We start from the raw sequence: 14364 nt of genomic DNA on the forward strand, positions 1-14364 counted from the left end.
CTTATTAAAAATAACAGGCAACCTGATAGCGAGGTAAAGACAAGCGATGACCATTCAGCCAACGAATAACGCTAGCACAACTTCTGATACTGTATCGATGACCGTCATTACGACTTGCTATGGTCGTAATCGTCATCTCTACAACCTACTCAGCAGTCTAGAAAATAGTAGTGTAAAGCCAGCCGAAGTCATTATCGTCAATGACGATGCCGATCCCAATCGGTTAGCTGAATTCTCATTAAATATCGTGAAGTTGCCGACTACGGTTAAATCAGCTGTGAATGACGGTGACGATACTACAACTACAGAGTTTGATATCGGACATAATCGCAATCTTGGAGCGTTGCAGGCAACTCACGATATGCTGATTTTTTTGGACGTTGATTGTATCGTAGCGCCTACGTTTATTGAGCAAATGTATAAGAAGCTTCTGCAATATCCTAATGCGCTTTTGATGGGTCAACCGCGCTATCTAACGCGACCATTATCAGTAGAAGAAAATGCACTATTAAAAACCAATCATTTGCCTTTTTCTCTTTTAGACGAGCTGTCTGTCTATAACCCTTATCGTTATAATTTTGATGAAGCTGATTCAAACCAAGCAGGAACGAAGCAAACAGCTATCAAACAGACTGATGACTATGGTGCATTTTGGAGCCTATGCTTCGCTATCAAGCGGCAGACTTTTGATAAAATTGGCGGTTTCGACACCCAATATACAGGTTATGGTGCAGAGGATACCGATTTTTCCTTTACAGCACGTCGATTAGGTATCGATTTTCACCTTACTGCTGATATCGCTTATCATCAGCAGCATAGTGTCTACCGGCCACCACTCAACCATTTAGACAGTATCATTGTCAATGCCAATCGCTTCTATCAAAAATGGCACTGTTGGCCCATGGCAGGATGGTTGTCACAGTTTTCCGATATGGATCTGATTGATTGGACCGAAGAACAGTCATCACTGATAGCCGTACGACGAGAGCCTAGCGATAACGAGATAGAGCGTGCTCATTGTCCAGACGCTCCCTATGTTTAACTACTTCTAGCTAAACATAGTTTAGTTAATCAATATTTTAGTACCGATGAATAGTCACTCCTGTAGGTGGTCGACTCATTTCCTGACGTTCAAAATCCCAGTTATGCCCATGCCAAAAATGAGCAGTTTTATCATTGTCATTGAAACCGATCATTACTATCTCTAACGGTAGTTTCGTGTTTTGAATATGGTGTAAGTATGCTCGAGCTTCAAGCATCAGCCGATATAATAGAAAACCTGACGAGGGCGCTGACGAATGAATATCGGTAAAGTATGGGTAGTCAGCAACAACTTTATGATGCTCTGATAGCACACTGTGGTAGGTAGGGCTTGATAATAGTTTTTTCATGCTCGAAGGAATATCTAAGATGCGATGAGTAGTGACAGGATCGTCATTAGGACTTGGGTCATCCGCTAATGTTGGAAACTGATAAGGCTGGTTGCTCGTCAATATCCCTAATGGCGCGGTCTCTGTCATTTGCTCCATCACTGATATATGATTGCTTCTAGGCGGTAGGCCAAAATGCAGCTTACTGTCACCAATTTGACGAAAAAACAACAGCTTGGGTAGTGAACTAGCTAACTGATGGCAGGCAAAAAAATTATCATGAATAAAGTGATTAAATAACACCAAGACATCATCGGGCTGTAATAGCATCTCAAGCTGAGCCGTGGTGACAGCAGGATTATTTGCAATCAGAACGACTCGTTTAGCTTGCTCTAGTGCAGTCTGTATAACGACTGGTAGCGTTAAGAAAGCAGACTTCGCTGTGCTTATATCATCAAATATGTATTCGCTCTTCTCTGATAGCGAGATACTCTGTTTAAGTATTGGTTTTTTTGTATTGGACTCTATATTGGACATAGCAACCTTAGTTAATGTGAACTTTTGATTGCTACTTTAGCATTATTAGCAATTTTTATAGACAAAGCTTTACCCCTATTATGCAAGGATAAAGCCTTATCTTAATAAAAGTCTGCGACCTCCGACCTCTTACTTATTCAACTCAAAAATCATATTTTGCCATTATTTCAATTTGCTGACCTGCTGGCATCCATGGGAATGTCGTTACGTCCTGATTTCTCCACTCAATACCCAAATCTAGATCTGGTAAATACTCATAGATAAGGTTTGCGCTTTTTACATTGGCAGAAGTATCTGCCGCATCGTCTACATTTACTTCACCATAACGCAAGTTGCCACGCAGCTTTTGGGTAAATTGATGCTTATATCCTACGCTATAGCCAGTTTGCGAGACAAGCTTCCCATCCTCGGCATCACAGTCTACGCCGCCATTCATAATTAGTGGCCTGCCAACACAGATAGCAGAATAGGCACCCATGCCTTTACCATTGTATATACTGGCATGGAGTGAATCTTTACCCAATGTCAGCTTGCCCGCTAAAGAAACACCGATACCCACATCTGAACCATCTCCGTTCTCAGCATCACGAGCCGTGACAGCCACGTTATAGTCAAAGTTAGATACCTTATCTTTGTAGCTTACTACCATATCAGGTAAGCTCGCATTATCATAAACAGGGTCTTGCGCCGTAAAACGCAGCCCATTATGAGTATAGTGCAGCGTCAAATCTGGACGAATATAAGAGCCACCACCAGAGGCGGTGCCCAAACCAGTACCCCAGAAGTCAAGCTGCTCCGTAGAAAGAGGTGCCACTGCCAAAAATTGACCGTTCCAAGTCTTACCCACGGTCAAATCATCAACCTGAACATAAGCATGACGCAAGCGCAGATTTGAGCCGCCCTTGGCGTAATCACCATAAAAGTCACCTTCGATAAACCCCGTGAGTTTTTTATCATCTACCGATTTGGTCGTTTTAACATTGATACGAGACTGGCGTAAATTACTCTTAAATTCCGACTCGCCTTCATCAGGAGAGTTAAAAGCACCTTCTGCTTTGATGTAACCACCGATACTCAAAGTCGTGTCACCTGTTGTCACAAGATCGATTGCTTGTGCAGATACGCATGTTACAACCGTAGCAAAACCTACAGATAACCTTTTTATATAAAGCATCATTCATTTCTTCCTTGTTTTATGTTGATATCCTTATCAATCCAATTGCTATTACATTTTCTTTAATCCATAAAAATAAATAATCCTTTTACATGAAAATTAACTTCTACTTAATAAGTACTTTCTAATTAAAAACCCCAATCAGAATTTGACCGATATACTGGGTGTTACGCTTCTTGGCCAATATTCTCTAACGCAGCAATTGCGTCTTTTTGCGACTCATTGATAGGCTTTTTTTGCCCACTCAATTTATCGAGATAGACCAACACCGACTCACCGACTGCAACGACTGCTTTCTGCACCGTACTGTAATAGGTATATTCATGAATCAGACTTGAATTACCTATTTTTTTGACCTTGACGCCAATCCATAATTCATCAGGATAAGCAACCGATTTGAGGTATCGACATGACGAGGCAGCCATCACCGAAGACGTTTGTTCGTTAAATAAACCAAGCCGCCTGTTGTAATAAATACGAGCGTTTTGAGCATATTCGTAATAGACAACGTTGTTAACGTGACCAAAGGAGTCCATATCACCCCATTCCACTTGCTGAGGATAGATAACTGTAAAGCCATGCAATGGGTGATTGTCATCGCTTGTGACAATCTCTTGTATTTCTGGGAACGTAGGCGCAGCTTCCATAGTTTCTCTCTTTTTATTAGATAGGCTCTGTTATATAGACGATAAATATGACTCAGGGTGCGCGTGACTCACACACCTCCCCCATCCCTAGCATTTAGTCAGACACTGGGGTGTATGCAAGCTTTTGTTTTTGTCAAAGTCGATTTGATGGTGACCGGATTGTTTGACTAGATAAGATTTTCTGAGTACATCGAACGCATGCGTTTTTTATCAAGTTTACCGACGCTGGTTTTTGGCATGTCTGGCAAAAACCTCACTTCACTTGGCACACCGTATTTTGGCAGATGACCTCTCTCTACTGCTTGATGACCCAATGCCAAAATATCTTCCATTTTTGTGTCGACATGGTCTGGTTTTAGCACGATCAACGCCAAGGGACGCTCACCCCAACGCTCATCTGGCACACCAATCACCGCGATATCAGCGACGCTAGGATGAAAGGACAAAATGGTTTCGACCTCAAGCGAGGATACCCATTCGCCGCCAGATTTAATGACATCTTTGAGCCTGTCTGTGATGCTTAGCGTGCCATCAGCGGTCATGCAGGCGATGTCTTGAGTATGCATCCAGCCGCCTTTCCATAACTCATTACCTGCGTCAGGATTTTTAAAATAACTTTGTGTCAACCAAGGCGCGCGTATCACAAGCTCACCTGTCGATTTGCCATCCATGGGTTGTGGTTTACCATTCTCATCCCAAATTTCCATCGAAACTAGCATAATGGGTGAACCTGACAGACAGCGATAATTGAGATTGTCCTTTAAGCTCATCGACTCGGTCTTGTCATCAAATACCGCTCGAGACAGCACAGGGCATGATTCTGACATCCCAAACCCTGACATAAACTCGATACCGCACTCGATAGCAGCTTTGGCCAAGCCTTCGTTGAGCTTTGAGCCACCTAGCAGTAGTTTTAGATTCTCAAATTTGCGACCGCGTTCTACCATTTCTTTGAGGAGCATTTGCAGTATTGCAGGGACGCCATGTGACAGCGTGACCTTATGCTCCTCAATCAAATCGACCAATTTTGGTGCCAGATACCGTCCTGGGTATACTTGTTTTAGCCCGATCATGGTAGCGCCATACGGCCAGCACCATGCATGGACATGGAATAAAGGCGTCATCGGCATATAGACATCGTTATAGCGAGCGCCTTGACCTTCGGCATTGAGCGCTGATGCCAGTGTGCTTGCCATCGTCTGTAGTACGATCTGACGATGAGTGAAGAAAACTCCTTTTGGATCACCTGTGGTGCCACTGGTGTAGAACGTAGTGGCGATGGTGTTTTCATCGAAATCTGGAAAATCAAACTCATCACTAGCGGCTGCCAACAGCGCCTCGTACTCACCATCGACATAGTCAGGTAGCGCTGCTTTCTCGCCCTCTGCATCATCAGCCCACATCACATGCTCAATAGAAGGCGCATCGTCACGGTAGTCTTTGATCATTGGCGCAAATTCAGCATTCAACAGTAAGGCTTTTGGCGCAGCATGATTGACGGTATACAGTACTTTTTCTTCAGACAGACGGACATTAACGGTTTGCAAAATCATGCCCGACATTGGTACTGCAAAGTATGCCTCAAGGTAACGATGACTATCCCAGTCCATGACCGCGACCACATCACCTGCCTGCAAGCCCATATTTTTTAATACATTGGCCAAGCGATTAATACGTTTAAAAAACTCAGCATAGGTATAAGTGACTTTGTCGGCATAGCTAATGGTTTGGTTGGTGGAAGCAATCTTGGCACGGTTTAGTAGCTGTTTGATAATTAACGGGAACCCATACGCTTCTTCGGCTTGATGGTAGTTATCGTGTTCGTTGAGTATGGTTGTCATGGTATCTTCCTTGATAATAAATTGTCCTTAATATAGTCAACCCTCTATAAAAGAGTGACAGCGTTAACCTCACTTGAAGTATCACAGTTACATCTGCGCTCGGTTGCCTGGTCTCTCTTTTAAGCTAAATCAACTATAATCAGTAATTCGGTGTGCGCCCTTTTAATATCAGACGCGCTCTATCACCATGGCAAGTCCTTGCCCGATGCCAATGCACAAGCTAACCACTGCGTATTTACCGCCCGTACGCTGTAGCTCTCGAGCGGCACTCAAAGCGATCCGTGCACCAGATGCGCCCAGCGGATGACCGACCGCGATAGCGCCGCCATTGGGATTGACACGCTTATCATCAAAATCAATATCTAACCCTTTCAGGCAACCAAGCACTTGAGAAGCAAATGCTTCATTAATCTCAATAACAGACATATCATCAAGGGTCAGATCCGCACGCTTTAGTGCCAGCTTAATCGCTTCAACAGGACCTACGCCCATAATATTGGGTTCAACACCCATTGCACCTGATGATAGGATCTTGGCAATCGGTTTAAAGCCGAGCTTTTCCTCTGCTTGCTTTGAGCCAATGATAAGCGCGGCAGCACCATCATTGATACCAGAAGCATTACCTGCGGTGACGATTCCATCTTTGTTTAACGGTTTGAGCTTTTGTAGTGCTTCAATATTAGAGCTGGCACGCGGATGCTCATCATCTATGACTACTTTTGCAGGCAATTTCTTACCTTGGGATACAGTGATAGGTGTTATCTCATCGTCAAAAAACCCTGCTTGCTTGGCAGCTTGGTACTTGGCCTGTGATGCGGCTGCAAACTTGTCGGCTTCCTCGCGCGTAATACCATACTTCTGCGCGACATTATCGCCCGTCTGCGGCATGGTATCACTGCCGAACTGCTCAATAATCTTCGGGTTGGGGAAACGGCTACCGATAGTCGTATCAAATACTTTGAAGTCACGGCTAAAAGGCTGTTCTGTCTTGGCAAATACAAACGGTGCACGCGTCATCGACTCCACACCACCTGCTAAAATAATATCCCCTTCGTTGCACGTAATACTGCGAGCAGCATCGACAACAGTAGACAGACCTGATGCACATAGACGGTTGACTGTCTGACCTGGGGTAGTTACATCCAACCCTGCTAACAGAGCCGCGTTACGCGCGATATTGCGAGAGTCCTCGCCTGCTTGGTTGGCACTGCCTAGCAACACTTCATCAAAGATATCAGCAGATAGCTGGTGCTTTTCGACCAACGCTTTCATCACGGTAGCAACCAAATCATCAGCACGTACGGTTGCTAATGCGCCAACATATCGACCAAAAGGACTTCTTAATCCATCATAAATATAGGCATCTAACATAACGTTTCCTTGTCGTATTTTTAACTCTGAATAATGGTTTTATGGTTTGACAACCATATTTTGTCGTTCAAATTAGTAAGTGATTTGCTGAGTAAACAATGAGATGTCAAGCTTTGCACGGCGCTGCAGCCAAGGGCTTGGACGGTAACGTGGGTCACCTGTCAGCCCGTAGATACGCTCTAAAATAAGCAATACACGCGAGGCTCCAAGATGATCGCCCCAAGAGATAGGACCATATGGATAACCTAGCCCAAGCTTGACAGCATTATCGATGTCCTCAGGTGAAGCAATCCCTTGCATAGCAATGTCACAACCAAGATTGATCACCATAGCGACCACACGTTGTGCCACAAAGCCAATGCTTTCGGCAATCAGCGTGGCACCGACTATAGGCTGTGTGGTTGCTTCCCTGTCATCCAAGCCTTTACCAAATAACGTATAAGCTTGTGCGATAAATGTTTCCTGCGTGACGAGACTTGGCATTAAAGTACGATACTTTGCTAGTCCAGTGAGCATATCAATGGCAACGGCTTGCTTGGGATCGACCTGATAACGAATCGCAGCATTAGTCGTATCTTCGCCATAGGGTGCGAGCAGCACCAAACTATCAGGGTTTGGCTTGTCGTTGTCGTCGATAGTGATACCCTGAGACTTTAGGTAATCGACCAGCTGATTTTTGTCTTCTGCCAGATCAGCGCCAACCCAAACTGAGGTAATAACGGCATCAGATATGAGTGCTTTGAACGACTGATCTTGAGCAGTAGCTGCTGACAACTTCTGACCGTTTTCATAGTGATAAAACCCTGCACCAACCTTACGACCAAGCTTTTTACCTACTAGCATTTGACGGGTCAATGGATGCGGACGATAGCGCGCTTCGTGATAGAACTGATTGTAAATCGACTCCATCACGGGGTGCGACACATCGATACCAGTGAGATCTAACAGCTCAAACGGCCCCATGCGAAATCCTGCGCCTTCACGCAAAATTCGGTCAATATTCTCAAACGTTGTTACCCCTTCACCCAATATTTTTAACGCTTCTGTGCCGTATGCTCTACCGCCATGATTGACGATAAACCCCGGTGTGTCTTTTGCTACCACACCTAGATGACCCATACGTTTGGCCAAATCGGAGAGAACGTCAACCACTGATTGCTGAGTAGACAGACCTGGAATGACCTCTACAATTTTCATCAAAGGGACTGGATTGAAGAAGTGAAATCCTGCCACGCGCTCTGGATAATTACAGTCAGCAGCAATTGCGGTCACTGATAAGGAGGAGGTATTGGTTGCCAAAATAGTATCGGCGGTGACCACACCTTCTAACTGGGCAAAAAGCTGTTTTTTGATGTCTAGATTTTCGATAATGGCTTCAACTACTATCTCAGCAGTCGCAATTTGGCTAAGCTCTTGTAGCACCGTCAAATTACTTAAAATATCCTGTAGCTGCTCATCGGTAAACTTGCCTTTAGCAGTGAGTTTTTCAAGGGTACTTTGCAAGGATTGTCGTCCTTGTTCAGCAGCGCCTGATTTGGCGTCATATAACAGTACTTGGATACCAGCTTGAGCAGCAATTTGAGCAATACCCATGCCCATAATACCAGTGCCTATAATGGCAATTGTGTTCACAGTCATAATAACTCTCTACATGATTTGCTATGAAATTTCGGTTCAAAGGTGATAACTTGCTTCAAAAGCAATCACAATGTGGCTTTGAATTAACGTGCTTATGAATTCACATGCTAATGAATTAACGCGGCTAGGAATTAATGCCCTTTGTACTCTGCAGGACGCTTTTCTAGGAAGGCTTTAGCACCTTCTTTTTGGTCGTGAGTATTGAACAAAATCTGGAAAGCCTTGCGCTCTAGAGCCAATGCACCTTCTAAAGGCATATCAACGCCTAGATTTGCGACTTCTTTGATTTGCGCTAAGGCAATGGGAGAGTAATGTGATAGCTGCTCAGCAATCTCAATGGCGCGTGTGATAGTAGCCTCATCTTCAACGACTTCAGATACCAGCCCCATTGTGTCCGCCTCATCAGCGCTGATCATATCGCCCGTTAGTACCATTTTCATGGCCTTATGTTTGCCAATCGCGCGAAACAAACGCTGCGTTCCGCCAGCACCTGGCATGAGTCCTATCTTGATTTCGGGTTGACCAAATTTGGCAGACTTGCCTGCGATGATGATGTCAGCATGCATCGCTAGCTCACAGCCACCGCCTAGCGCATAACCATTGACGGCAGCAATAATGGGTTTTCGGCAGTTAGTAATGGCATTCCAATAGCGCTCACTATGACGCAGGTACATATCCGCTGTACTAGTAGTCAAAAAATCGTTGATATCCGCACCAGCGGCAAACACCTTGTCACCACCAGTAAGGACGATCGCTTTGGTTTGTGGGTCATCATTTAGTTGAATGAACAAATCTGCCATTTGTTGACGTAGCTCGCTGTTTAGTGCATTGCGCACTTTGGGGCGATTAAGTCTAACGAGACTCACGCCCTCTCCTTTTTTCTCACAAATAATGAGCGGCTCTTCCATGATCGACTCCTTAAACATCATTCTTGCATAAAGTATAAACACCGTAATAAAGCATTTATTTTGAATATTAAATATCGCTATGCGGTATTTAATATCAATATATACTGTTTATTTTGGTTTGTGAAGCATAAAAATTTGATAAATTAGAATAAATGTAAATTAAAAAGCTATATTCAATTATATAAATACCGCAATGCGGTTTTTTAAACCAAAACTATTGTAATTTAATAATTCATCGATTATGCTGTTTATCCAAGGAAGTCACATTATTTAATACAGTCACAGAGCCGATACTGATATCAGGCATCAATCAAACAAGGAAGATTCATATGATTAGAGATAAAGAGACCCTCGACCACATCACCCAAACCATTCGTAACTTCGTTAACGATCAACTTATCCCTATGGAACATTGGGTTGCAGAAAATGACCGCCTTCCAGAAGAGATCATTGAGCAAATGCGAGAATTAGGGCTTTTTGGACTGACCATACCCGAAGAGTACGGCGGACTTGGTGTCACTATGGAAGAAGAAGTCACGCTGGCATTTGAGTTAGGACGTACCTCCCCTGCGTTTCGCTCATTAATAGGGACAAATAATGGTATTGGCTCATCTGGCCTAGTGATTGATGGCACTGAAGCACAAAAACAGAAGTATCTACCTCGGTTGGCCAGTGGGGAAATCATCGGTTCATTCTGTTTGACCGAACCGGAGTCAGGATCAGATGCCGCCTCATTGAAAACGACCGCTATTAAGGATGGTGATACTTATATCATTAATGGCACCAAACGTTATATCACCAATGCCCCGCAGGCTGGTGTATTCACTGTCATGGCACGTACTGATCCACAAAACAAACGCTCTGGCGGTATTTCAGCATTTATTGTGGAGAGTGACACGCCTGGTATTACTTTGGGCAAAATTGACAAAAAAATGGGTCAAAAAGGCGCGCATACCTGTGATGTGATCTTTGATAATTGCGTCGTACCGGCGGATGCGCTCATCGGCGGTGTTGAAGGTGTTGGCTTTAAAACGGCCATGAAAGTGCTTGATAAAGGGCGCTTGCATATTGCAGCAGCCAGTACTGGAGCCGCCACTCGCATGCTGAATGATGCACTCAACTATGCTGTCGAGCGTAAGCAATTTGGTCAACCGATTGCCAGTTTTCAGCTTATCCAAGGTATGCTCGCTGACTCAAAAGCAGAAATCTATGCCGCCAAATCCATGGTATTAGACGCTGCACGTCTGCGTGACGAAGGCAAAGACGTCGTTACCGAATCCTCATGCGCCAAAATGTTTGCCACTGAGATGTGTGGCCGTGTTGCTGATAGAGCGGTACAAATCCATGGCGGTGCCGGTTATATCGCAGACTATGGTATTGAACGTTTTTATCGTGATGTACGTCTATATCGTTTGTATGAAGGTACCACACAAATTCAGCAAGTCATCATTGCCCGCAATATGATTAAAGAGGCCAGCGAGTAATCCCTACCACTTTTTCATCCACCAAAATGCACGGCGGTATTTGCTAGGATGCTGATACCGTTCTCCTCTATTTTTAACATTACGCATCAAATTAGTTTTTCATTCTCACAACGTTAAGGATATAAATTGTGAAAAGTGTCGCTATAACTGCAGATCCAAGTATAAGCTCCACCCAAAAACAACCTTGGAAACTGGCCTTTGTTTTTTGTTTCTTAGTTTTATTATGTGATGGGGCTGATATCGGTATTCTTGCCTTTACCTTATCCAGCCTAAAACTAGAGTTTGCACTGACCAATGTACAAGCTGGCGCTCTAGGCAGTTGGTCCTTATTTGGAATGGCAATCGGTGGGTTCTTTGGTGGTTGGGCTTGCGACCGCTTTGGCCGAGTACGTGTCATCGTCCTGGCTACTGGCATGTTCTCTATATTGTCTGGTTTTAGTGGATTGGTGCAGAGCTATGAGCAGTTTGTCACGCTACGGGTTATTGCCTGCTTGGGGCTTGGTAGTCTTTATATCGCTACCAATACGCTTATGTCAGAGATGGTACCTACCAAACATCGAACCACCGTCCTTGCTGCATTAATGACTGGATTTACTTTAGGCTCATTGGTTATCACCAGTGTATCCGCTTGGATTATCCCTAGCTATGGTTGGCGCACACTATATCTACTGACGTTTTTGCCGATACTTTTGGCAGTATCAATGTACTTTTTAGTCCCTGAACCCCAGTCTTGGAAAGACGCTCGAGCATTAAAACTGAGCGGCGCACTAGACACACTCAAAAAAGCAGAGAACCCATACAAAGCGATAATGGAAAATCCGAAACACCGTATCATGTTTATCCTATGGTCAATGAGTTCAGGACTTTTGTTATTTGGCTATTTTGGTGTCAGTAACTGGCTACCTTCTTATCTAGAAACTGAATTGGGTATCAAGTTCAAAGAAATGGCACTGTATATGGCGGGAACGTACCTGACTATGATGTTTGCCAAAGTCGTGGCTGGATTCATGGCTGATAAAATCGGACGTAAGATAGTATTTGCCTTTGGTACGATGGGCACCGCATTATTTATCCCCATTCTAGTGTATATGCATACTCCAGAAAATATCGGTTGGTTAATGATCACCTTTGGTTTCTTATATGGTATCCCCTATGCCATTAATGCCACATATCTAACCGAAAGTTTCCCTACTGCTATCCGAGGTACTGCTATCGGTGGTGCATTTAATATTGGACGGCTTGGCTCTGTGATTGCTCCTGTTGCCATTGGTTATATGGCCATGCATAACTCTATCGGCGCAGGTTTATTACTTATGGCAGGTGCATACTTCTTATGTGGTCTTATCCCTACTTTGTTCATTAAAGAAAAGCAGTACGATCCACAACAAGCCTAACCATACCTCTTATAACGTATAACGCTACCGTTCATACCGCATAGCGAAACAATAGTTTCTCGTTATGCTATGCTGAGAATATGAAAGTAAATTGATATAATACAATTAAAGAGACAGTGGGTAACTGTGAGCTGATATTAGCTCACAGAATGCTATGAATAATAAAGTTTTGTGATTTTATAACGCTTGTATGAATTTGATTGGGGATAATAGACGACATATGACTAATGATACCCTTACCGATGAAGACGCTAACAATGAGATGCATATTGAACTGTTAGAACCCATTGCAGAGATGAGAGATAAAAACGACAGACAGTTTGTCACCGCGTTGGCTCGAGGGTTAGAGTTGCTGCGTTGTTTTACCCCGCAGCGGCCTTATCTAGGCAACCAAGATCTAAGTCAGCTGACAGGACTTCCTAAAGGCACCATTACTCGCCTGACCTATACTTTGGTCAAATTGGGATATTTAAAACAATCGACCAATAGTAGTAAGTACCAGCTTTCGACAGGGGTACTAAGCTTTGGTTATACGATGATGACTAATATCTCTATCAATAACCTTGCGACTCCTTATATGGAAGAGCTAGCAGACTATGCCAATAGTGCCGTTGCCATGGCTACTCGTGATCGACTAATGATGGTGTATCTAAACGTTGTGCAAGGCCAAGGGACGACGACTATGCAGCGCAATGTCGGCTCTTATCTACCTATTCATTTAAGTTCGATGGGGAGAGCTTGCTTGGCAAGTATGCCACCTGCTGAGCAAGAGTTTATCCTTAATGCAATTCGTAGTAAGTATAAAGATGATTGGTTAAAGATCAGACGAGGGCTAGACAAAGCCTTTCAAGACTATGAAGACTATGGTTATTGTTTTTCAATTAGTGAATGGCAAAAAGATGTCAATGCGGTAGCCATTGCGCTGATGCACCCGACGGAAGGTCTGCTTACGTTTAACTGCGGCGCACCAAGTTTTATCCTTAGTCGTACCAAACTAGAAGAAGATATTGCCCCTCGTCTACTACATATGAAAAATATGATCGAGAGTAATTTGTATATTAGCTAGTTTTTTTGAACGACTAAAAAGGTAGAGTTAAAGTTGCATTAAATCTTTCGATAATGCTCAGTAAATTTAATGCTACATTATCAGAGCCTCCGAACTAAACCAGTCAAATGCATATTGCAGCACAAATCTTGTTTGATAAGGAGTAAGCATTAAGATGCTCACTCCTTATTTATTACAGGAGATCATCTTCGTAAGATGCATACCACTGCTGAGAGCACACTTATACAAACTGCTTTAAAAAGGTTGCTTATACGCTGATTGTCAGCTATTCAAAATAAGTCGCCCCTTTTTATGTCTCATCACTCCTAGTCGCTTAAACCCTTTCAAGTCCACGCAAAAACTACCATACCTCTCATTTTATAGCTACATAACTACGACTTCAGATGAAGTTGAGTAAGTATCGTCTCTAGAGTGTTGCTAGCCTGCCGACCCTTAGCAAAAAGCTCCTAAGATTGTATTAATGGTTCAGTATCTGCTAGAGAAAGTCACCTTTCTTTAACTTTCATAAAAGTACGTAACGCTATAACTCGCTATTATCTACTTATTCAATAAAGCGACGTTCAACTCAGATACCTTTAACCATTAAATAAACACGCTTACTTATAATCAGCCTAAAGGACCTTACTATGAAAAACTTCAACATGAAAAAAATCGCTATTAGCTCACTATTGGCCGTATCTACTTGCTTTGCTATGATCGGTCCAGCGAATGCGGCCCAACAAGTTGTCGTAGTCAAAAATACGCATCAGACAAAACAAGCGGTCGTGGTTAAAGCAAAACCTAAGGCCAAGCAAGTTGTCGTAGCGAAAGCGAAACCTAAAGCCAAAAAAGTAATCGTCGTTAAAGATAAACATCCAGCACAAAAAGTGGTCGTTGTGAAATCAAGATAGACCAAGCAAGACCGATACCCTATACAGCTTATATAGAACCCGCT

The 14364-nt window shown here is 43.5% G+C and carries 12 protein-coding genes; 5 read left to right on the top strand and 7 right to left on the bottom strand.

Features of this window, described 5'->3' with window-relative positions; genetic code table 11:
* Positions 1–46: 46 nt before the first annotated feature.
* Positions 47–1042, top strand: a complete 996-nt coding sequence (locus tag QL898_RS09080) for a glycosyltransferase (protein WP_201547198.1) — start codon at positions 47–49, stop codon at positions 1040–1042.
* A 37-nt stretch (positions 1043–1079) separates the two neighbouring features.
* On the opposite strand, the gene QL898_RS09085 is transcribed toward QL898_RS09080, so the two are convergent.
* The 7 genes from QL898_RS09085 to QL898_RS09115 form a co-directional block, all read right to left on the bottom strand.
* Positions 1080–1907, bottom strand: a complete 828-nt coding sequence (locus QL898_RS09085) for a hypothetical protein (RefSeq protein WP_290176560.1) — start codon at positions 1905–1907, stop codon at positions 1080–1082.
* Positions 1908–2049: 142 nt separating this feature from the next.
* The gene (locus tag QL898_RS09090) at positions 2050–3084 is read right to left on the bottom strand and encodes a hypothetical protein (protein WP_290176561.1); all 1035 of its coding nucleotides are present in this window, start codon (positions 3082–3084) and stop codon (positions 2050–2052) included.
* 164 nt (positions 3085–3248) lie between these two features.
* Complete coding sequence (locus tag QL898_RS09095) at positions 3249–3728, bottom strand: thioesterase family protein (RefSeq protein WP_290176562.1); 480 nt, start codon at positions 3726–3728, stop codon at positions 3249–3251.
* Positions 3729–3895: 167 nt separating this feature from the next.
* The gene (locus QL898_RS09100) at positions 3896–5569 is read right to left on the bottom strand and encodes a fatty acid--CoA ligase (RefSeq protein ID WP_290176563.1); all 1674 of its coding nucleotides are present in this window, start codon (positions 5567–5569) and stop codon (positions 3896–3898) included.
* A 168-nt stretch (positions 5570–5737) separates the two neighbouring features.
* Complete coding sequence (locus tag QL898_RS09105; RefSeq protein WP_290176564.1) at positions 5738–6940, bottom strand: 3-oxoadipyl-CoA thiolase; 1203 nt, start codon at positions 6938–6940, stop codon at positions 5738–5740.
* Between the two features lie 72 nt (positions 6941–7012).
* On the bottom strand, positions 7013–8578 hold the full coding sequence (locus QL898_RS09110; protein WP_290176565.1) for a 3-hydroxyacyl-CoA dehydrogenase: 1566 nt from the start codon (positions 8576–8578) through the stop codon (positions 7013–7015).
* 131 nt (positions 8579–8709) lie between these two features.
* Positions 8710–9486: an enoyl-CoA hydratase gene (locus QL898_RS09115; RefSeq protein ID WP_290176566.1), complete on the bottom strand. Its 777-nt coding sequence runs from the start codon at positions 9484–9486 to the stop codon at positions 8710–8712.
* Positions 9487–9815: 329 nt separating this feature from the next.
* On the opposite strand from QL898_RS09115, the gene QL898_RS09120 reads away from it, so the two are divergent.
* The 4 genes from QL898_RS09120 (at position 9816) to QL898_RS09135 (ending at position 14320) form a co-directional block, all read left to right on the top strand.
* Entirely contained in the window at positions 9816–10970 is a 1155-nt protein-coding gene (locus QL898_RS09120; RefSeq protein WP_101204502.1) for an acyl-CoA dehydrogenase family protein, read from the top strand.
* Between the two features lie 143 nt (positions 10971–11113).
* Positions 11114–12364: an MFS transporter gene (locus tag QL898_RS09125; protein ID WP_227679212.1), complete on the top strand. Its 1251-nt coding sequence runs from the start codon at positions 11114–11116 to the stop codon at positions 12362–12364.
* Between the two features lie 220 nt (positions 12365–12584).
* Positions 12585–13430: an IclR family transcriptional regulator gene (locus tag QL898_RS09130; protein ID WP_101204500.1), complete on the top strand. Its 846-nt coding sequence runs from the start codon at positions 12585–12587 to the stop codon at positions 13428–13430.
* A gap of 626 nt (positions 13431–14056) precedes the next feature.
* Positions 14057–14320: a hypothetical protein gene (locus tag QL898_RS09135; protein ID WP_290176568.1), complete on the top strand. Its 264-nt coding sequence runs from the start codon at positions 14057–14059 to the stop codon at positions 14318–14320.
* Positions 14321–14364 lie beyond the last annotated feature (44 nt).

The sequence above is a fragment of the Psychrobacter sp. APC 3279 genome (assembly GCF_030407795.1).
In the GTDB taxonomy this organism is placed as follows: Bacteria; Pseudomonadota; Gammaproteobacteria; order Pseudomonadales; family Moraxellaceae; genus Psychrobacter.